Here is an 18,408-nt window from a genome sequence, read left to right as displayed (position 1 = left end):
GTTTAACGTACCTTGAAAACCGGTTGTAATACTTCGCCATGAAAACGTTGGTCAAAATCTTGTTGTTTGATCATATCATTCACTAAAGGAATAACATGTTTGTATGCACTTACTAGTAATTGGATGTCTTTTTCTTTGTGAGCATAACTTAAGTTATGACTAGCATTGATCAGTATCCCTTGTTGTATCATCTCTTGTATAAAATAGGATTTTAATTGTAGATCCGAATAACCACCACAACTTTTGATCATGAAAAATAACCAGCTTGGGTGTCCTGAGATACTCAACCATTTGTGCGCCTGATACTGGTCGATAGTCGCTTGCAACTGAGTGTGTAATAACTCACCCATAGCGTGAATATGGCTCAAAACTTTTTCGTTTTTCATCTTGGTTAATACCGCTTTAGAAGCCGCTAATGACAAAGTTTCCCCAGCAAAGGTACCCGAAAAAAAGATATCTTCCATTAATGTCATTATTTCACGCTTTCCTACGACCGCCGAAATAGGGTAGCCATTTGCCATTCCCTTACCAAAAGTCGCTAAATCAGGCGTAACTCCAAATAATTGTTGTGCACCGCCGATAGAAAATCGAAAACCTGTGATGGTTTCATCAAAAATTAACACTGCATTGTGTTGCTGACATAAGGTTTTTACCTGTTCAAGAAAGTCTTTCTCTGGGTAAGCAATATTCATCGGCTCTAACATGACTGCAGATATTTGATCTGGAAATTGCTCAAATATCGCAGTAAGTGAAGCAATATTGTTATATTCAAATTTATGGGTGAGCGCTTTCGTTGATTGAGGAACGCCAAGATCTCGAGTGGTTGAGCCAATATACCAATCTTGCCAACCATGATAACCACATACCGCGATATGTTCTTTATGATTGTATGCACGCGCTAAACGAATAGCCGCAGACGTTGCATCTGTACCATTTTTACCAAAACGAACCATTTCTGCACATGGAACTGAATCGATAATGAGTTCCGCCACTTCGGTTTCTAATTGGTGTGGCAATGAGAAACTCACGCCAGATTTTAACTGTTCAATCACTGCCTGATCGATATCATTATCACAATAACCGATGGAAACCGCTAACAAGCCACTGACATAATCTGTAAATTGATTACCATCTAAATCCCATACTTGGCACCCTTTACCTTGATTGATAAAAAGCGGGGTTACACCTTTTGGAAAGGCGACTTTACTTTTACTAAAGGTTTGGGAGCCTAGCGGAATACTTTTTTCGGCGCGGTTTAAAAAAGTGAGCGATTGCTGAAAAGTTTTTTTATTCATGATTGAACTTCTTGTCGCGTTGTAGGTGAAAGCAAACTGTCATTGCGGGGGTGTTTGGCATTAATGCTGGACAATGAGGGTTGTTGTTCAATAAGTCGCAAAATATCAGCTAAAGCAAAGTTTGGATTTTCAGGATAAAGCTGTTCGTATATTTTGTTCACTAACGTGAAATCCTCGGGTTGATCAACGGTCCAACGATGAAAAGAAAGATCGTGCGGGTAATATAATTCCCTTTGTGAAAATTGTTCGGGGTGATTATAAATATAAGGGGTGACGTGCTCACGTTCTTCAGGCTTTTTGGCAAATTGATACGCTTGTATCAGTGCTTGTTGCGTGAAAATTTCTATATCTAAACCGTCTGGAAAACTTTGATGAAGACAGTTACTGGTATAATCCGCAAGTTTTTCTAAATGTAATTGAATGACTTGATCGACAATCGCAGGGTCAATTAACGGACAATCACCGGTAATGCGAACAACATGTTGGCTTGGATAGGTTTGACTAGCTAAATAATAACGCCCTAGTACATCATGAAGACTGCCTCGAACACAGGGAATGCAGAGTTGTTGACAAAGTAGGGCAATAGGGTCATCACTTGGTTCATTACTGGTAGCAATAATGATTTTATCTATCATAGAAGCTTTCTGTAAGCGTTCTATTTGTCTGCTTAACATGGGTTGCCCCAAAATTTCTTTTAACACTTTACCGGGCAAACGTGTTGACGTCATTCTTGCTTGTAAAATTGCATGTATTGTCATGATATTGTCGTTTACTTTATCTTGATTAGTTATAGCGAGTTATTATTTATATCGACCAAAGACTCGGGTTTATTAGCTCCTGTTCATCAGAAGCAATATTTGCGCCTACTCGTGTTAATAATTCATGGTATTGATGTGTGAGTTGTTCTGCTTTTTGGTAATGCTCGATTATTTCTTCTAATTGTTGTAGCGAACAACAACCGACAACGGCTTTATCGATCATTGGATGTAGATGAATAAGTGCTAAAGCTAAGGTTAAGGGTTGACAGTTACAGCGCTGGCAAAGTGCATGAAATGCCATTATCCACGCCTTAAACGGTAAAAAATAATCGGGTAATTCTTCGAATGGTTGTATCAATATGCCTTGTAAAAATAAGGATCTAGCATGCACTTCAATGTGTTTATTTGAAAGTTGGTTCAGCAGCTTTGTGGTCAGAAATCGTTGATCTAACCAATTTGCGGGAAGCTGAACAATATCGAATGAAAATTGATTAAGTAATGTAGATAATTGCTGAACATGATAAACAGAAATACCTAGTTGAGCGATGGTTTGATCAGCCTTGAATTGCTTAGCTCCTTGGTAATATAAAGAACCATTACTCGTGAGTAAGTCATCAGCATTATGAAACATTAATGCTTTAAGGCATTGAACATTAAGTTTCGCTAAGCTCTCTGTTACGATTTCATGAATACTTTGAGTGTCACCGTTTGATAATGTGGGGATTTTGGTGACGATATCAAAACTATTGGTCAGGGCTAATTGCCCTAATATTTGCTCACTATTGCCATACGCTGCAGCCGTATCTAACGTGTTAATACCCACTTGTTTCGCACAAGCCAATATTTTTTCAATTTCAGTCAATGGCACTTGACCCATTTTATTGGTTACACCATAAGCGAGACCAAATTGTACACAGCCTAATGCCAGCTTCATCATAAGCGTAAAATTTTATCGATAATATAGTCTTGTTGAGCTATATCTAATTCAGGGTATAAAGGTAAAGTGATCACACTTCGATAATAAGCTTGGGCTTGCGGGTAATCAGCAGGGTCAAAATTGAATTGTTGATAATAAGGCTGTAAATATATAGGAATATAATGTTTTTGAATAAATATTTTATCACCTCTTAGTTTTTCGAATAAATGCTTTTGTTCGGCAAGTGACATTTCTGGCAATCGCACTAAATATAAATGATAGGCGCTGTAACAGTCTGATTCAGGCTTGATAGGCATAACATTCGTATGATTAAATGCATTATCGTATCTTTTGGCAATATCGTTCCGTTTTTGTACAAAACTGGTTAAGCGGTTTAGCTGGCTTAATCCTAAGGCCGCATGAATATCGGTCATGCGATAATTAAACCCTAATTCAACTTGTTCATAATACCATGGCCCATGGCTTTCTTGGGTCATAGCTGCTGGATCAGCCGTTATTCCATGAGATCGTAAACGTTTTAATTTCTTATCTAATTGTTGGTTATTCGTGAGCGCCATGCCGCCTTCACCTGAGGTGATAATTTTTACTGGGTGAAAACTAAAAACCGTAATATCAGAATACTGACAACTACCGATAGGTTGGTCGAGGTATTTTCCTCCGATAGCGTGAGAAGCGTCTTCAATAACTTTGAAATGATACTGTTTAGCCAGTTGAGCAATGGCGCGCATGTTACAACTTGCTCCTGCCATATGTACGACAACTAACACTTTAGGCAATTGATTTTCCCGCTGAGCTTTTGCTAATTTTCCTTGTAATTGAATAGGACAAATATTGGCGGTGTTTATATCAATATCGACAAAGTCAATGGTAGCGCCACAATAGAGGGCACAATTAGCCGAGGCAACAAAAGAAATCGGGGTTGTCCATACGATATCGCCTGCTCCAACTTCCAAGGCTAAATTAGCAATATGTAAAGCCGCCGTCGCATTACTTACCGCAGTAGCATATTGAGCTTGGCATAAATCAGCAATGGATTGTTCAAACTCTGGAACTAATGGGCCTTGAGTGATCAAATCTGCCTGTAAAACATCAGTAACGGCATTGATGTCTTCTGTGGTAATACTTTGTTTACCGTAAGGGATCATTCATGTGCCTCATAATTAAAAATTTTAATTTGCTCCACAGACATAAAATCTGGATTAGTATTTGAATTGTACTCAAATCCTTGAGTCACTAATTTACCTTTTTCACCAATAGCGTTTTTGGTAAAATCATTACTACGACTACTAAAATTAATGCTTGGCGCGATCACGAAATGATCCTCATATTCATAAGTATGATAAGAGTCATCAGCAGGGCACATCACTTCATGTAATTTTTCCCCTGGGCGAATACCGACGGTTTTTTGTTGTAAATCAGGGGCAATTGCCGTGGCTAAATCGGTTATTTTTATAGACGGTATTTTGGGAATAAATATTTCACCGCCTAACATTCGCAAAAAGTTTTTCAAAACAAAATCAACTCCACCTTGTAATGAAATCCAAAAGCGGGTCATATTCGGGTGAGTGATAGGCAAATGATCACTGCCATTTTTAACTAAACTTTCAAAAAATGGCACTACCGAGCCGCGAGAACCAACAACATTGCCATAACGAACCACGGAAAAAGAGGTTTTATGTCCACCGCTGATATTATTTGCTGCAACAAATAACTTATCTGATGCGAGTTTTGTTGCTCCATATAAATTGATTGGGTTTGCGGCTTTATCAGTCGATAAGGCGATAACTTTTTCAACATTGTTATCAAGAGCGGCTTCAATGACATTTTCGGCGCCATTAATGTTGGTTTTAATACATTCCATAGGGTTATATTCAGCTGCCGGAACTTGTTTTAAGGCGGCGGCATGAATCACGTAATCAACACCTCGCATGGCACGACGTAAACGGTGTCCGTCACGAACATCACCAATAAAGTAACGCATGCATGGATCATTATAAACTTGCTGCATTTCAAACTGCTTTAATTCATCTCGTGAAAAAATAATGATTTTTCTCGGTTTATATCGAGCCAATAATGTTTTCACATAAAGCTTGCCAAACGAACCTGTACCACCAGTAATTAAAATTACTTTATTGTCGAAAATAGTTGTCATTGAAAACCTTCTTGCTTTGCCCTATGTAACGGATGATGTATCTGATTATTGTTCAAATAAATTACGTTAATTACTATCCATTGAATCTTTCTATAATACAATGTTTTAGCCATATTTAATCGAATTTTATTATAAAATTATTTGAGTTAATCAGCGAATCATAAAGTTCATGTGCTTTAATGAACACGAATTGGTAAATCATTGACCACAAATGATTGACCATTTTTCGAAGCACGTTTGAATGCTTGTCGTAAAATATCATGAGTGATAGTTTCAGTATCTTTAATTTCTTCAATATGAGTGAACATGATTGAGCCCCAACCTAATTGATTGACGAAACTTTTCAACGCATCGCGATTTTTAGGACAATCTTTGTTCTTTGAAAACAGCCCGATAGAATGTCGGTCACCTTTGGTAAACTTGCTGTCGTCTTCTATTGCATACTCGGCAAAACCACTAATTACTATCATAATAACCTCTGTTACTCGTGCCAGACATTGTTACTGACATATATTTGACCTGAACTAAGGCAAAGCATTTTTCAAACCAATTTGTATGATTGAAGGTAATTTGTTTTTTATTGGGACAATGAATCGCTAAATTGCTGATTTTTTCCCATGAAAATGACAGCTTGATGACAGCTTTTACGAGAGTCACCGTCAAGTGTCAAAAAAATGCCTAGAAAGCAAAAAAGCGTCAAAAATTTGTTGATTAATCTGTGGTGCCAGATACAATCTTAAATATTAGAATAAGAACTTACAGGTTTATCAAAGAATTATGCAAGGTCATAAACATATAATTGTTATTGATAATGACGCTGCAAGGCGTCAGCAAATAGAAACAGTGTTATCGTTTATCGGAGAAAATTCTGATGCCTGTCTTGATCATCAAATAGAACAAGTTTTTGCTCAGAATAATAATATTTTGACCGTTATATTGTGTGGTGAAATATCGACTAACTTAATTGAATTTATAAAAAGTAACCCTGCTTGTCCTTTCATTCTTCATGATGTTATTGATAAAAATGCGATAGAAAATTGTGCCAATGTTATTGGTGAAATGACCACGCCATTAAATTACGCACAATTAACGGAAATGATTCATCATTGTCATCAGTATCATAATAAGTTACCCCATAAAAAAGCCGGGAATGCGGGCAACAAATTGTTATTTCGCTCTTTAGTTGGTACAAGCGAACCAATGCAGCAAGTACGTTTTTTAATTGAACAAGTGGCTAGTACTCATGCCAATGTATTGATTTTAGGAGAGTCAGGTACAGGTAAAGAGGTGGTTGCGCGTAATATTCATAATCTTTCCCATCGTAATAAAGCACCATTTGTTCCTGTGAACTGTGGCGCGATCCCACCTGATTTATTAGAGAGTGAATTATTTGGTCATGAAAAAGGCGCATTTACTGGCGCGATTTCAACACGCAAAGGTCGTTTTGAACTCGCCGAAGGCGGTACATTATTTCTCGATGAAATCGGTGATATGCCACAACCGATGCAAGTAAAGCTCCTGAGAGTTCTCCAAGAGCGTACCTTTGAACGTGTTGGCGGGGCTAAAAGTATAAAAGCTGATGTTCGCGTTATTGCCGCTACCCATCAAAACCTTGAAGTAATGATCAAAGAAGGGGGCTTTCGGGAAGACTTATACTACCGATTAAATGTTTTTCCGATTGAAACGCCGGCGCTTCGTGATCGAAAAGAAGATATCCCTTTATTACTAAAAGAGTTAGTCGCACGTTTTGAGCAAGACCAAGGTCAAACGGTGCGTTTTACTGAGCAAGCAATTGCCTCACTGCAAGAGCATGCATGGTCGGGCAATGTTCGTGAACTGTCGAATTTAATTGAGCGTATGATTATTATGTACGCTGAACAAGTGGTGAATGTTAGCGAGCTGCCAAATAAATATCGTCATATTGATGTTGAAGAATATACGCCGGAATATCCTGAAGAGCTGCAAGAGCGTGAAGCAATAAACGAACTTTTTGCTGGATTTGAATACAGTGACGATGATGACACTGAGCCAGATAGTTATGAAGACGAAGCTAGCCAAGGAAAGCAAGTTGATATTTTACCTAGCGAAGGCTTAAACTTAAAAGAGTATTTAGCGGAATTAGAAGTATCACTGATCACCCAATCTCTGGATAAAAATGATTGGGTAGTCGCTCGCTCCGCGGAATTGCTTGGCATGCGTCGCACCACCTTAGTGGAAAAAATGCGAAAATATGCCTTACAAAAAAATGATGTTTAGTCGGCAATATCTTTATTGATATTTAATCGAATTACAAGGAAGCCAAATTCTTGACCCATAATAAATACCTTGTAATTATCTGAAATTAAAGGGTATTTTCATCTGGCACAAAAAATGCTTTATCTGGTTGTTATTAGTAAACCGAGTGAAGCATTATGGTCGTTGCCTATTCAAATCAATCTACAAATAGTGGTACTAGCAGTTCGCATCATCAAACGGTCTTTCCGTTTATTGAACGATCGCACCTGCACGCTAGCTCAGGTTTACAAAAAGAATCTTATCAAGGTGAATTACCTCATCTAAGAAAGCAATCTAGTCAACTCGAAAAAATTATTGATGCAATGCCGACAGGTATGATCATGCTAGATGGTGATGGTGTGGTGGTAAAAATCAATAAAATTGCCAGTAAACTACTTGATGAACCTATTTTAGGTTACCCATGGTTTGACGTTATTCGACGTTCTTTCAAGCCGCGCGCTGATGACTGGCATGAAGTGTCACTGAATGATGGCAGGCGGGTAAAATTAGAAATATCTGCATTAGAAGATCAGCCTGGTCAACTTATTATGATCACAGACCTTACCGAAACGCGTTTATTACAAGATAAATTAAGTCAATTACAACGATTGTCTTCGCTGGGACAAATGATATCAAAATTAGCTCATCAAATACGTACGCCTCTTTCGGCGGCAATGTTATATGGGGCTAATTTAAAAAATAAAAAAATAACCGATCAAGACCGAGATAACTTTCAAGGCAAACTCATGTCACGTTTGCAAGATTTAGAGCAGCAAGTAAATGACATGTTGTTGTTTGCGAAAAGTGGTCAGCAACAAGTCGTCGAACCTTTATCTATTAATGAATTAGTGAATGAGTCAACCGCAGGATTAGAAGCTTTGATCGATAAAGCTAAGGCGAAGATTACTTTTCAGCCTTGTCCTGATGATTGTCATATTCTTGGTAATAAAAGTGCCTTAACGGGGGCTATCCAAAATTTAATACATAATAGTTTAGAAGTGATTAAGAGTGAGGCGCAGATTCAAATCTCGTCTTATTGTCAGGATCAATTTGCCTACATCAGTGTGAAAGATAATGGCAAGGGTATCAGTGCCGATTTAGCAGAGAAAATTTTTGAACCTTTTTATACCTCTCGGGTTCAAGGAACAGGTTTAGGATTAGCCGTTGTGAAATCAGTGACTCAAGCTCATCAAGGCACCGTGCATTTATTGAGTAAACCCGAGGAAGGCGCACATTTTTGCATTAAGTTACCGTTATTGGTGGGTGAAGGGCTGGTAAGTGAAGGCTTTTCAAAAAGAAGTGTTACCAAAGAGAGTGAATTTAACTTTCAACAGGAGAATGCGCATGACTCAAAGTAAAATTTTAGTAGTAGAAGATGATGAAGGCTTGCGCGAAGCATTAGTTGATACTCTGCACTTAGCAGGCTACCAATGTGTAGAAGCTGATTCAGGAGAAACAGCGTTATTGTTATTGAAAAACCAGGCGGTTGATTTGGTTGTCAGCGATGTTCAAATGGGCGGCATGTCAGGATTATCTTTACTGAAAAGTATTAAATCTACCTATCCGAAAATTCCGATGTTGATCATGACCGCTTATGGCACTATTGATGATGCTGTTCAGGCAATTAAAGACGGGGCGAGCAATTATATGGCAAAGCCATTCGCTCCAGAAGTTTTATTAAACATGGTTAACCAGTATATCCCTTTGCAAACGCAAGACATCTTTGAACCCGTTGTTGCCGATAAGAAAAGTATTAAATTATTAGCACTTGCGAAAAAAGTTGCGACTACGGATGCATCTGTGATGGTGCTTGGCCCTAGTGGATCGGGTAAAGAAGTTCTGGCTCAATATGTTCATTACAATTCAGCTCGACACGAAGCTCCTTTTGTCGCAATTAACTGTGCGGCGATCCCTGAAAACATGTTGGAAGCTACCTTATTTGGCTACGAAAAAGGGGCATTTACTGGGGCGGTTCAAGCTTGTCCTGGTAAGTTTGAGCAAGCGCAAGGTGGTACCATTTTATTAGATGAAATCACGGAGATGGATTTAGCATTACAAGCAAAAATTCTTCGTGTTTTACAAGAGCGTGAAGTCGAGCGCTTGGCTGGAAGAAAAACCATTCAACTAGATGTTCGTGTCATAGCAACCAGTAACCGTGATTTAAAAGAAGCGGTGAAAGCGGGAGTTTTTAGGGAAGATTTATATTATCGTTTAAATGTTTTCCCACTGACTTGGTTAGCGCTGTCTGAACGAAGCGACGATATCATTCCACTTGCTAAACATTTAGTCGAACGCTTATGTCAAAAAAGTGGCGAAGCGATACCGGAGTTCACTGCAGCTGCGCGCAGCAAGCTACTTGCTTACCATTGGCCTGGCAACGTGCGGGAACTTGATAATGTTGTACAACGTGCATTAATTTTACATAGTGAGCAAAAAATTGATGCTAGCGATTTACTTATCGAAAACTTTGATACGCCGGTACTGATTGAATCGCCAACTGAAACCGTCACTGAAGATAAATTAGGTCATGAGTTAAAACTGCAAGAACATCAAATTATTCTCGATACTTTACAAGCATGTCGAGGAAGTCGTAAGGATGTCGCTGAACGATTAGGGATCAGTCCACGCACTTTACGTTATAAAATTGCACGAATGCGTGATTCAGGTATTCAAATACCGGCTTAAATTATATCAAAGCATTAACACCAATGAGCTTAGCTTGTTGGTGTTTTTTCTATTGTTTTCGTTTAATACCACTCTTTTATTTCTGTTGGTTTTAAATGCAGAATCACGGAGGATTTCTCTGATATTAACCTAAGATTCTTTCATAAACTCAGCTTTAATACATAGTTTTTCAAGTGTTAGTAATAATGTAACTAACTGATATAAAATGAATTAATTTGCTTAATTCCCTTCCGAAAATTTTGAGTTTATTCTTGGCACCTTGCTTGCAGTAACTCGTTACAGCGTTAAATATACAAAATATTGACACAAGCGAGAAAAAACATGGATATCAAAACGAATTCACTTTATGCCCAGATGCAAAATATGCAGCTTGAAGCGATGGGCAATCGTATGTCAAATGTTGAAAACAATATTACTCCTGTTAACCAATCAACAAGCGACTTTGGCAGTATGCTTAAGCAAGCCGTTAATGCGGTTAATGATGTGCAGCATGAAGCCAAAGATAAGCGTAATGCTTTTGAGATGGGCGATAGAAGTGTAACGTTAGCGGATACTATGGTAACCGCAGCAAAAGCAAGTATAGCATTTGATGCAACGGTGCAAGTACGTAATAAGTTTGTTGAAGCTTATAAAGAAATCATGTCAATGCAGGTTTAGGTGTTTAATCAGTTTAGTCAAGCATTTAGAGTTAAAAAACGTAGTAACGCAGTTGAAGCAAGCGGAGAAGTGAAGTGGCAGATATAAGCAATACAGCATTAGCAGCACCTGATTCAGGATCAGATTTAGTCGCTGCTGATAATGCAGAGAGTAACATTGATGAGCAAAAATCAGGCTTTGCATCTGCGATGGGCAATGTTGATATTTTACGTCAGCTTACTCTGATTATGGCACTAGCGATTTGTTTAGCGATTGCGGTATTTGTAATTATGTGGGCGAATCAACCTGAATATCGCTATCTGACAAAGCTGCCGACTGAACAATTAATAAAAACCATGGATTTTCTTGATGCGAATAAAGTCGATTATCGTCAAGAAAATAATACTATCTCTGTTCCTGCCGAAGAATACCAAAACATCCGTCTATTGTTGGCTCGTGAAGGCCTAGCTGATGAGCCTGATCAAGGTAGTGATATCATTATGCAAGATATGGGGTTTGGTGTGAGTCAGCGCCTTGAACGAGAAAGATTAAAACATTCGCGTGAGCAACAATTAGCAAGAACGATTGAAGAATTACAAACCATTAGTCGTGCAAGGGTCTTATTAGCTATTCCACGAGATAATGTGTTTGCAAAACGTGAGAAAAATCCATCGGCAACTGTGGTACTAACGTTACGTAAAGGGCGTTTATTATCAGAAGAAGAAGTTGATTCGGTTGTTGATATTGTTGCTTCTGCGGTACAAAGTTTAGATCCAAACCGAGTCACTGTCACAGATCAAAATGGTCGATTATTAAATTCTGGTTCGCAAGACTCTGTTTCATCACGTTCAAGAAAAGAGTTTGAAATAGAACAAAAACGTGAAAAAGAATATATGGATAAAATTGACAGTATTCTTATTCCTGTTGTGGGGTTAGGTAACTATACCGCGCAGGTTGACGTAACCATGGATTTCACTAATACCGAAGAAACACAACGACGTTACAATTCTGATTTACCAGCTCTTCGCAGTGAAATGAAAGTAGAAGATAATACATTAGGTGGCGCTTTAGGTGGTATTCCAGGGGCATTAACCAATCAACCTCCACTAGATTCAAATATTCCAGAAAATGCAACCTCAGGCAATGCACAAAAAGCTATGCCAAGTCGTAAGCATGTCGAGTCGACAAAAAACTACGAGTTAGATGAAGCTGTTAGTTATACGAAACAACAAACGGGCGTTATTCGTCGTATCAGTGTGTCAGTTGCCCTTGATTACTTATCATCAACAGTGCCGCCAGCTGAAGGGGTTGAAGATGCTCAACCGACTACGACTCAAGTTCCTCGCTCGGTTGAAGAACTTTCAAATATCCGCCGTTTATTGCAAGGCAGCATAGGCTTTGATTTACAACGGGGTGATGCTCTTGAAGTCGTTACTTTACCTTTCTCTCGTTCTGTTGTTGACGAGGTAGAAGCAGTACCGTTTTATCAAGAAGCTTGGTTCTTTAAAATGTTAAAACTAGGCATGGGAGCGTTAGTTATTATCATCTTGATATTAGCGGTTGTTCGTCCGATGTTAAAACGCTTAATTTACCCAGATCAAACACCGTCAGACTATGGTGACAAATCACTTGATTCTCATATTGACTTAGGTGATGAAACTATGGATATGCTAACATCAGAGTTTGATGCAGGTGCGGTAGGGTTTGCACCAGATGGTAGCTTACAATTACCTGATCTTCATCGTGATGAAGATGTCTTAAAAGCAGTTCGAGCTTTAGTGGCAAATGAGCCTGAATTATCCTCTCAAGTAGTGAAAAGTTGGTTGATAGAAGATGAGTGATGAAACCCAAGAATTAGCACCAGTTCCGTCAGGTTTTGATGTTGATAAATTAGATGGCGCAGAGAAAGCAGCAATTTTATTATTGAGCCTTTCCGAAGAAGATGCCGCGCAAATATTAAAGCACCTTGAACCTAAGCAAGTACAGCAAGTGGGTACTGTGATGGCGGCCATGGAAGATTTTACTCAAGAAAAAATCACCGCGGTGCATAAGTTATTTATTAATGAAATTCAAAACTTTAGTACGATAGGTTTTAACAGTGATGACTTTGTGCGCAAAGCATTAACCGCTGCGCTTGGTGAAGATAAAGCGGGTAATTTAATTGATCAAATTGTGATGGGAGGCGGCGCGAAAGGCCTTGATTCATTGAAATGGATGGACTCTAAACAAGTTGCCAATATTATTCGCAATGAACATCCTCAAATTCAAACCATTGTATTGTCATATTTAGAACCAGAACAATCTGCCGAAATTATGAGTCAGTTTGCTGAGAAAACCCGCTTAGATCTCATGATGCGAATTGCGAATTTAGAAGAAGTTCAACCAGCGGCATTACAAGAATTGAATGAAATTATGGAAAAACAATTTGCTGGTCAAGCTGGTGCACAAGCAGCGAAAATGGGCGGCTTGAAAGCGGCTGCAGATATTATGAACTACTTAGATACCAATGTTGAAGGTATGTTAATGGATTCTATTCGTGAGCATGACGAAGAAATGAGTCAACAAATTCAAGACTTGATGTTTGTCTTTGAAAACCTTGCTGACGTTGATGACCGTGGTATCCAAGCTATCTTACGTGATGTACAACAAGATGCATTAATGAAAGCGATTAAAGGTGCCGACGATGCACTGAAAGAAAAAATCATGTCGAATATGTCTAAACGTGCAGCTGAAATGATGGCGGATGACCTTGAAGCTATGGGTCCAGTGCGTATTAGTGAAGTTGAAGCCGCACAAAAAGAAATTCTATCGGTGGCACGACGATTATCTGACGCGGGTGAAATTATGCTAGGTGGTGCTGGCGGCGGTGACGAATTCTTATAGGGAATGTATTAGTTCATGAAAAATTTTCCTACTAATCAAAGTGCTGATGAGCTGCTTAAAGTCGAAGGTGAAGACGAGCTAGATGTTTGGCCACTGCCATCTGTCGAAGTAGAAATAGACGAATCAACGCTTAAAACGAATGCCTTAGGTAGAAAGCCAACCTGGCGTTTTGAGCCACCAGAGGAAGTTGAAGAAGAAGTACAACCTTTAACGGCTGAAGAAATTGAAGAGATTAGACAAGCGGCATATGAAGAAGGTTTTAATCAAGGAAAAGAAGAAGGTTTTTCAACCGGCTTTGATGAAGGAAAAAAATCAGGCCATGAAGAAGGCTTATCACAAGGTCACGAAGAGGGCCTAGCTAAAGGACTAGAGCAAGGCCAAGAAGAGATTAAAGCATTGGCTGAACAATGGTCATTATTAACCGAGCAATTACATCAACCTTTATCGGTGGTTGAAAAAAATGTTGAACAACAATTATTGCAGCTTGTAGTACAACTCACAGAAGCGGTGACGTTACAAGAAGCTAAAACTAATCCAGATATCATTTTGTCGGCACTTGCAGAAGGCATGAAAGCATTACCGAGCCATGAAGCGCAAACGCAAATATTACTTCATCCCGATGATATCACTTTAATTGAACAGCAATTCAGTTCAGAACATATTCAAGAACAAGGTTGGCGTTTTGTTTCAGCCCCACAGCTGGCGCAAGGTAGTTGCCAAATTGAAAACAGCACCTCAAATATCGACCTGTCGATTAAATCTCGTATAAAAGAAGTATTGGAATCGTTTTTGCAAGAAGCATTACACCAGTAAAATAGCCTGAAAGTGTCAAAAAAACATTCATGATAGATGTACAACGACTCAATCAACGACTAGAGAATAGCCAAAAATTTATCCATCCACATAAAGTCTCTGTGGCGGGTCGATTAGTGCGAGTTGTCGGGCTAACTTTAGAAGCAGTAGGTGTGAAAGCGGCTGTAGGTAGTCAATGCCTAGTGGAAACCGCACAAGGTGATTTAATTGCAGAAATTGTTGGTTTTGCCAATGATATTACATACTTAATGCCAGAGCAGAGTTTACAAGGGGTCTTACCTGGAGCAAGGGTTGTACCTTTATCAAAGAAAACACGTTTACCTTTGTCGATGGATTTACTAGGCCGAGTCATCGACGGAGTTGGTAAACCCCTTGACGGCAAAGGACCCATTAAAGCCACAGAAAATTATCACCATAATAGTTCACCTATTAATCCACTTTCTCGTCGAGCAATTACAGAACCTTTAGACGTTGGTGTGCGCGCTATTAATAGCTTTATCACCGTAGGGCAAGGTCAACGTATGGGGTTATTTGCCGGCTCAGGGGTTGGAAAAAGTGTATTACTCGGCATGATGACTCGTGGTACCACGGCTGATGTAATTGTTGTTGGACTCGTCGGAGAACGTGGCCGAGAAGTAAAAGAATTTATTGAAGAAATACTAGGCGAGGAAGGTCGTTCACGTGCCGTAGTAGTTGCAGCACCTGCCGATAACTCCCCTTTAATGCGGTTAAAAGGATGTGAAACTGCGGTACAAATCAGTGAATATTTTCGCGATCAAGGTTTAAATGTTTTGCTGCTAGTCGATTCAATCACGCGTTATGCCCAAGCGCAGCGCGAAATTGCCTTAGCGGTAGGTGAGCCGCCTGCCACGAAAGGATATCCACCATCGGTATTTTCAAAGTTACCTCAATTGGTTGAGCGTGCAGGAAATGGAGGGGACGGACAAGGTGCTATTACTGCTTTTTTTACCGTTCTAACTGAAGGCGATGATCTGCAAGATCCTATTGCTGATGCCGCTCGAGCAATCTTAGATGGACATATTGTCTTATCGCGTGAGTTAGCCGATTCAGGACATTATCCGGCTGTAGATATTGAAGGCTCTATTAGTCGAGTTATGCCTATGGTAACGAGTCCTGAGCATCAAGAACTTGCTCAGCAACTCAAACAAGTTTATTCGTTATACCAACAAAATAAAGATTTGATTGCTATTGGTGCTTATAGCAAAGGTAGTGATCCTCGCATTGATCAGGCAATACAATTATTGCCGGTTATTCGTTTTTTCTTGCAACAAAAAATGACAGACGTCATTCCATATGATCAAAGTTTAACTCAGTTACAAGAAATTTTATCTGCTGCGCAAGCACATGCAAACAATCAACAAATGCCGAATCAATAATCTTGAAAAATAAAGATGAGTTGGGCGGTAAACCGTAAAAAGAGGTTGAGTGAATTATGTCAATGAAACAACTAGATACCTTGTATAAATATGAAAGTGATAAAGAACGCAAGGCTGCACAACAATTACAATTGGCTGAGCACGATTATCAAGATAACCTGATGCGATTACAAAATGTGGGAGATTATCGTTTGGAATATATGAAACGATTAAATCAACGATCATTAAAAGGGATTGATAGTGCAACTTATCGACATTTTCATGCGTTTGTCGCCAAACTGGATAATGCGGCAAAACAGGTTGAAATTGCTATTGAGCAAGCAAAATCATTAATGGCACAACGAAAAACACAATGGTTGGCTCAAAGACAAAAGGTACAAGCCGTAGAGCATTTAAAAGCAAAAAAATTAAAAGTGATGCAAGTCAAAGCCAACAAACTAGAACAAAAGATGTTTGATGAAATCGCACAACAACAATTTATTCGACGACATATGTAAGGCCAGATTACTTAATTGGAACGGGTTTTGCTTTGTAGAACCAGTACAGACAAAATTTACATGTTTTCTCGGATAACTTTTTCAAAGGTTGATTTATGTCACAAGTTAATTTGTTAGCGATCGATTTGGCTAAAAGTGTTGATAATACTGCTGTTTCAACAAAAAACTTAGATCAAGGTGAGCAGCAATCTGCCAGCTTTTCAGCGATGATGGCTAAACATCAAGAACAAGAAAGCGGCAAACAATCGCAGCAAAGTGGCAAGGCAAGTCATCAAGAGGTGACCGACGAACAAACTAAGCTGACGGATACTGAAACTAAAAGTGCTGAGCCAAAAGCAGATAAAACAACTCGCTCAGAAAGTAAAACTCCAATAAAAGATGATACATCAGATCTATCTGATGCCGAAAATAAAGAACAAACGCAACTTAGTGTCGATGAAAACATTGAAGAAAATATCGAGCAGAAGCCTGTGATTGAGGGGAATACCTCTTCTCGTTTAAACACGGCAGATGATATTGCCAAACAACTGTTATCATTTATTGCGGCTTCAGATGAAGTATCAACAGAAACGATTGATGGCAAATTTAACGCAACGCAAGAAGGTCGTTCACAAACAGACAAAACTATTGGGATAAAAGCAGACTTTACCGATAAAAAGCATGATCTTGAAGGTAAAGTGGCATCATCTTCATCGACAACATCTGAGGTCATCAATAAAACAGTAGCAAATAGCGATCAAAACAACACCAGTGAAATAACAACTGAACCGGAAAAAACGTCGAAAGAGACGAGTGAATTAAAAGTTACGCTTGATAAAACCAATCCCGCATCAATTACCGCAGCCGATAAAATAAACTCAGCGGAAAATTTAACCTTAACCCAAACAGCAAAATCGGTGAAAGAAGCTATTTTGGTGGATAACTCACTGGCAACTGATGGCGTAGCCACGGTAATCGATGAAAAACTAAAAAGTCCATCGGTTAACCCTGCGCATGTTGCAGCAACTGATGCCAACATCATTGAGGAGAAGGTTGCGAATGAAGAAATTCCTCAAGCAATTAATAAAGATACAAAGGCAAGTAAAAATTCTAACGTAGAAACATTGATAACTGAGCAGAGCGCGGCGACTAAAGGCAACGCTGACAAAGTTGATACGAGTCAAGTTCAAACAGAGCCGCAAGGAGTAACTCCCGTTGTCACCAATGTTTCAGAGATAAGCAAAGAAGAAGTGAAAAATGTCGCTAAAAGCGATCAAACTGCTGAACGTGCGATAAACCAAACGATTAACAATCGTGGCTCTTTAGCTGATAATCAAACAGCAGATTCACAAGGCCAGTCAAAAGAACAATCGACCAAACAGCAACATATGTCACAGCAACCGTTAGAAAAAAGTGACGCAGAATTTACTAAAGAAACTCAACAAGTAGCTGCAAAGCAAGCATTTGAAATTGATGTTGATGAAAAAATAACCGCGAATATGGCGGAAAAAAGTGCGGTTCAATCGCAATTAAGAGAAACTTCTCATCATCAAGTTTTATCACAACAAAGTTTACATTATGTAGAAGAGCAAGCGATTCAGAGCAGTATTGTTAAAGCCGCCGCTGATTCAATCTCTGTTCAGTCGGCTAAATCAGCCTTTAATATCCAAGCGGAAACTATTTCTATTAATCGAAAAGACTTTGTCGATGCCGTAAAAGACAAAGTGATGGTGATGATTAATCAAAAAATTAGACAACTAGAAATTCGACTTGATCCACCTGAATTAGGTAGCATGCATGTAAAATTGAATTTGCAGAACGAACAAGCCGCGGTCAATTTTGTTGTACAAAATCAACAAGCGAAAGAAGCATTAGAACAAAATATCGATAAGCTTAAAGATATGTTAGCGCAAACTGGCGTTGATGTTGGTGATGCGAATATAGAACAAAGAAATCAACAAGCCGATGAAGGCGAAGAAACCGCTCAAGGCCAAAGCGCAAAAGATGCGATGGCTGGACAAGATACTGATGTTGAAGAATTAACCTTGTCTGCAGCAAATTTGTATAAAGCTTCAGCAAGTGGTGTTGATTACTACGCATAA

Annotated in this window: 16 protein-coding genes; 10 read left to right on the top strand and 6 right to left on the bottom strand. The window is 39.0% G+C overall.

Translation table 11 applies throughout. From position 1 onward, the window contains the following. Positions 1–2: 2 nt before the first annotated feature. From RM573_RS04570 to RM573_RS04545, 6 genes are all read right to left on the bottom strand, one after another. On the bottom strand, positions 3–1,295 hold the full coding sequence (locus RM573_RS04570) for an aminotransferase class III-fold pyridoxal phosphate-dependent enzyme (protein ID WP_311577950.1): 1,293 nt from the start codon (positions 1,293–1,295) through the stop codon (positions 3–5). Then, positions 1,292–2,053, bottom strand: coding sequence for a cytidylyltransferase domain-containing protein (locus RM573_RS04565; RefSeq protein WP_311577948.1), 762 nt, complete (start codon positions 2,051–2,053; stop codon positions 1,292–1,294). Before RM573_RS04565 ends, RM573_RS04570 begins: the two co-directional genes overlap by 4 nt. Positions 2,054–2,099: 46 nt before the next feature. Next, a complete protein-coding gene (locus RM573_RS04560; protein ID WP_311577946.1) occupies positions 2,100–2,990 on the bottom strand; it encodes an aldo/keto reductase in 891 nt (296 codons plus the stop codon). After that, positions 2,987–4,135, bottom strand: coding sequence for a UDP-4-amino-4,6-dideoxy-N-acetyl-beta-L-altrosamine transaminase (gene pseC, locus RM573_RS04555; protein WP_311577944.1), 1,149 nt, complete (start codon positions 4,133–4,135; stop codon positions 2,987–2,989). Before pseC ends, RM573_RS04560 begins: the two co-directional genes overlap by 4 nt. Beyond that, positions 4,132–5,133, bottom strand: coding sequence for a UDP-N-acetylglucosamine 4,6-dehydratase (inverting) (gene pseB, locus RM573_RS04550; protein WP_311578904.1), 1,002 nt, complete (start codon positions 5,131–5,133; stop codon positions 4,132–4,134). The genes pseC and pseB overlap by 4 nt, the downstream gene beginning before the upstream one ends. A 185-nt stretch (positions 5,134–5,318) precedes the next feature. Further along, entirely contained in the window at positions 5,319–5,612 is a 294-nt protein-coding gene (locus RM573_RS04545; protein WP_311577942.1) for a hypothetical protein, read from the bottom strand. A gap of 307 nt (positions 5,613–5,919) precedes the next feature. Here RM573_RS04545 and RM573_RS04540 point away from each other — a divergent pair, with 307 nt between their 5' ends. The 10 genes from RM573_RS04540 (at position 5,920) to RM573_RS04495 (ending at position 18,408) form a co-directional block, all read left to right on the top strand. Beyond that, positions 5,920–7,398 (top strand): sigma-54 interaction domain-containing protein, encoded by a 1,479-nt coding sequence (locus tag RM573_RS04540; protein ID WP_311577939.1) that lies wholly within the window; start codon positions 5,920–5,922, stop codon positions 7,396–7,398. Between the two features lie 155 nt (positions 7,399–7,553). After that, positions 7,554–8,774 (top strand): sensor histidine kinase, encoded by a 1,221-nt coding sequence (locus RM573_RS04535; protein ID WP_311577936.1) that lies wholly within the window; start codon positions 7,554–7,556, stop codon positions 8,772–8,774. Continuing rightward, the gene (locus tag RM573_RS04530; RefSeq protein ID WP_311577934.1) at positions 8,761–10,101 is read left to right on the top strand and encodes a sigma-54-dependent transcriptional regulator; all 1,341 of its coding nucleotides are present in this window, start codon (positions 8,761–8,763) and stop codon (positions 10,099–10,101) included. The genes RM573_RS04535 and RM573_RS04530 overlap by 14 nt, the downstream gene beginning before the upstream one ends. Before the next feature lie 321 nt (positions 10,102–10,422). Then, positions 10,423–10,758: a flagellar hook-basal body complex protein FliE gene (gene fliE, locus RM573_RS04525; RefSeq protein WP_311577932.1), complete on the top strand. Its 336-nt coding sequence runs from the start codon at positions 10,423–10,425 to the stop codon at positions 10,756–10,758. A gap of 74 nt (positions 10,759–10,832) precedes the next feature. Next, positions 10,833–12,578 (top strand): flagellar basal-body MS-ring/collar protein FliF, encoded by a 1,746-nt coding sequence (gene fliF, locus RM573_RS04520; protein WP_432280208.1) that lies wholly within the window; start codon positions 10,833–10,835, stop codon positions 12,576–12,578. Further along, complete coding sequence (gene fliG / locus RM573_RS04515; RefSeq protein ID WP_311577929.1) at positions 12,571–13,620, top strand: flagellar motor switch protein FliG; 1,050 nt, start codon at positions 12,571–12,573, stop codon at positions 13,618–13,620. Before fliF ends, fliG begins: the two co-directional genes overlap by 8 nt. A gap of 15 nt (positions 13,621–13,635) precedes the next feature. Next, positions 13,636–14,433, top strand: coding sequence for a flagellar assembly protein FliH (gene fliH, locus RM573_RS04510; protein ID WP_311577928.1), 798 nt, complete (start codon positions 13,636–13,638; stop codon positions 14,431–14,433). Between the two features lie 29 nt (positions 14,434–14,462). After that, positions 14,463–15,830 (top strand): flagellar protein export ATPase FliI, encoded by a 1,368-nt coding sequence (fliI, locus tag RM573_RS04505; RefSeq protein ID WP_311577924.1) that lies wholly within the window; start codon positions 14,463–14,465, stop codon positions 15,828–15,830. A 56-nt stretch (positions 15,831–15,886) separates the two neighbouring features. Further along, on the top strand, positions 15,887–16,327 hold the full coding sequence (gene fliJ / locus RM573_RS04500; RefSeq protein WP_311577921.1) for a flagellar export protein FliJ: 441 nt from the start codon (positions 15,887–15,889) through the stop codon (positions 16,325–16,327). Between the two features lie 95 nt (positions 16,328–16,422). Further along, positions 16,423–18,408 (top strand): flagellar hook-length control protein FliK, encoded by a 1,986-nt coding sequence (locus RM573_RS04495; protein WP_311577919.1) that lies wholly within the window; start codon positions 16,423–16,425, stop codon positions 18,406–18,408.

The sequence above is a fragment of the Thalassotalea castellviae genome (assembly GCF_031846185.1).
GTDB classification, from domain to species: domain Bacteria; phylum Pseudomonadota; class Gammaproteobacteria; order Enterobacterales; family Alteromonadaceae; genus Thalassotalea_H; species Thalassotalea_H castellviae.
The sequence above is the reverse complement of the archived record's forward strand: the minus strand, read 5'-3'. Positions and strand labels throughout refer to the sequence as shown.

Bases quoted from the DNA above. Each gene is read 5' to 3' on its own strand.
- RM573_RS04535 (WP_311577936.1), top strand. From the start codon at position 7,554: ATGGTCGTTGCCTATTCAAATCAATCTACAAATAGTGGTACTAGCAGT.
- pseC (WP_311577944.1), bottom strand. From the start codon at position 4,135: ATGATCCCTTACGGTAAACAAAGTATTACCACAGAAGACATCAATGCC.
- fliI (WP_311577924.1), top strand. From the start codon at position 14,463: ATGATAGATGTACAACGACTCAATCAACGACTAGAGAATAGCCAAAAA.
- fliJ (WP_311577921.1), top strand. From the start codon at position 15,887: ATGTCAATGAAACAACTAGATACCTTGTATAAATATGAAAGTGATAAA.
- RM573_RS04540 (WP_311577939.1), top strand. From the start codon at position 5,920: ATGCAAGGTCATAAACATATAATTGTTATTGATAATGACGCTGCAAGG.
- fliG (WP_311577929.1), top strand. From the start codon at position 12,571: ATGAGTGATGAAACCCAAGAATTAGCACCAGTTCCGTCAGGTTTTGAT.
- RM573_RS04565 (WP_311577948.1), bottom strand. From the start codon at position 2,053: ATGACAATACATGCAATTTTACAAGCAAGAATGACGTCAACACGTTTG.
- RM573_RS04560 (WP_311577946.1), bottom strand. From the start codon at position 2,990: ATGATGAAGCTGGCATTAGGCTGTGTACAATTTGGTCTCGCTTATGGT.
- RM573_RS04545 (WP_311577942.1), bottom strand. From the start codon at position 5,612: ATGATAGTAATTAGTGGTTTTGCCGAGTATGCAATAGAAGACGACAGC.
- fliE (WP_311577932.1), top strand. From the start codon at position 10,423: ATGGATATCAAAACGAATTCACTTTATGCCCAGATGCAAAATATGCAG.
- fliH (WP_311577928.1), top strand. From the start codon at position 13,636: ATGAAAAATTTTCCTACTAATCAAAGTGCTGATGAGCTGCTTAAAGTC.
- RM573_RS04570 (WP_311577950.1), bottom strand. From the start codon at position 1,295: ATGAATAAAAAAACTTTTCAGCAATCGCTCACTTTTTTAAACCGCGCC.
- RM573_RS04530 (WP_311577934.1), top strand. From the start codon at position 8,761: ATGACTCAAAGTAAAATTTTAGTAGTAGAAGATGATGAAGGCTTGCGC.
- RM573_RS04495 (WP_311577919.1), top strand. From the start codon at position 16,423: ATGTCACAAGTTAATTTGTTAGCGATCGATTTGGCTAAAAGTGTTGAT.